Consider the following 1,711-nt stretch of genomic DNA (forward strand, 5'->3'; position numbering starts at 1 on the left):
CTCCACACACACGGAACACCCATCACCTGGAACCACCCCCAAACCCCCCACACACCCCTCCCCACCTACCCCTTCCAACACCAGACATACTGGCTCGAAAGCGATCCGGAGAAGGCACGGCGACGACAGAGCGAGGCGGAGCGCCGAGACGAGGACCAGCCGGCACGGGAAATAATTCCGGCCGGCGATGAATCCGACACGAACGTGGATCTGACCGAGCTGCTCGCCGCCATGGACGCGCCGATGCGTAGGCAGCGCCTGGTGGATCTGGTGCAGCAGGCGATCTCCGAGGTTCTTCGCCATCCGTCCGCCGACTCGGTGGCCGTGGACCGTCCTTTCCAGGATTTCGGCTTTGATTCCGTCATGGCGGTTGAACTGCGCGGTCGACTGAGTGAGGCGCTCGGGCTTCGCCTGCCGGCGACCCTCGTCTATGACCAGCCCAACCCCGAAGCGCTCGCCGAGCATCTCGTGGAGCGGGTGGAAGACCGGATGAACGATCCGCTGGCCCCCGTCCACCGCGAGCTGGACGCGATCGAGGACTTCGTGGAGTCCAGTCCGGATACCGCGGCGGCGCAGGCGGCACTCACGCGACGCCTGACCGACCTGTTCGGGCACTCCGCGACCGCGGCCGCGGCCGCGACGGAGGAACTCCCGGCACACGGCACGGACCCGTCTCTCGACCACCCGGACGTCGATCTCGGTAGCGCCTCAGCCGAGGACATCTTCGGCTACATCGACGGGCAGCTCGGCCGCTCGTCCGGCTGACAGCACGGCGACACACGAGTCTCGAGGGGAGAGGGATCCCGGATGCCGGACGAAGAGAAGCTGGTCGAGTACCTCCGCTGGGTCACGGCGGATCTCAAGAAGGCCCGCCAGCGAATCTCCGAGCTGGAAGCCAGCGCGGACGACCCCATCGCCGTCGTGGGTATGGGATGCAGGTTTCCGGGTGGGGTGGCGTCGCCGGAGGACCTGTGGCGGCTGGTCTCCGAGGGCGTCGACGCGATCAGCGAGTTCCCGACGAACCGCGGCTGGGACCTGGAACAGCTCTTCGACCCGGACTCCCGCGGCCCAGGAACCTCATACACCCGTCACGGCGGTTTCCTGCACGACGCCGACCAGTTCGACGCGGCCTTCTTCGGCATCTCCCCGCGCGAGGCCACCGCAATGGACCCCCAGCAGCGGCTCCTCCTGGAAACGACCTGGGAGACGTTCGAGGACGCGGGCATCGACCCGGCCACCCTGCGCGGCAGCCGCACCGGCGTCTTCACCGGAGTCGTCGAGCAGAGCTATCTGGAGCTGGACGGCCCCGCGGAGTTCGAGGGCTATCTCATGACCAGCAGGCTGAGCAGCGTCGCCTCGGGGCGGGTGGCGTACACGTTCGGGYTCCAGGGCCCGGCCATCTCCGTCGACACGGCCTGCTCCTCCTCCCTCGTCGCCATCCACCTCGCCGCCCAATCCCTACGATCCGGCGAATCCACCCTCGCCCTCGCCGGCGGCGTCACGGTGACGGCCAGCCCGGGCGGGTTCGTCGACTTCTCGCGGTTGAACGGCCTCGCACCCGACGGACGCTGCAAATCCTTCGCCGCCAACGCCGACGGCACCGGCTGGTCCGAAGGCTGCGCCCTCCTCCTCCTCGAACGCCTCACCGACGCCCAAAAAAACAACCACCCCATCCACGCCCTCATCACCGGCACCGCCATCAACTCCGACG

2 protein-coding genes are annotated in these 1,711 nt (G+C 68.1%); both read left to right on the forward strand.

The genetic code is table 11. The annotated features are described in order from the left end of the window. The coding region (locus BL253_RS38985; RefSeq protein ID WP_241835544.1) for a phosphopantetheine-binding protein at positions 1 to 765 on the forward strand (765 nt) is incomplete at its 5' end. 42 nt (positions 766 to 807) lie between these two features. Then, the coding region (locus tag BL253_RS38990; RefSeq protein ID WP_198946575.1) for a beta-ketoacyl synthase N-terminal-like domain-containing protein at positions 808 to 1,711 on the forward strand (904 nt) is incomplete at its 3' end.

Origin of the sequence: Pseudofrankia asymbiotica, assembly GCF_001983105.1 — a bacterium.
Lineage (GTDB): Bacteria > Actinomycetota > Actinomycetes > Frankiales > Frankiaceae > Pseudofrankia > Pseudofrankia asymbiotica.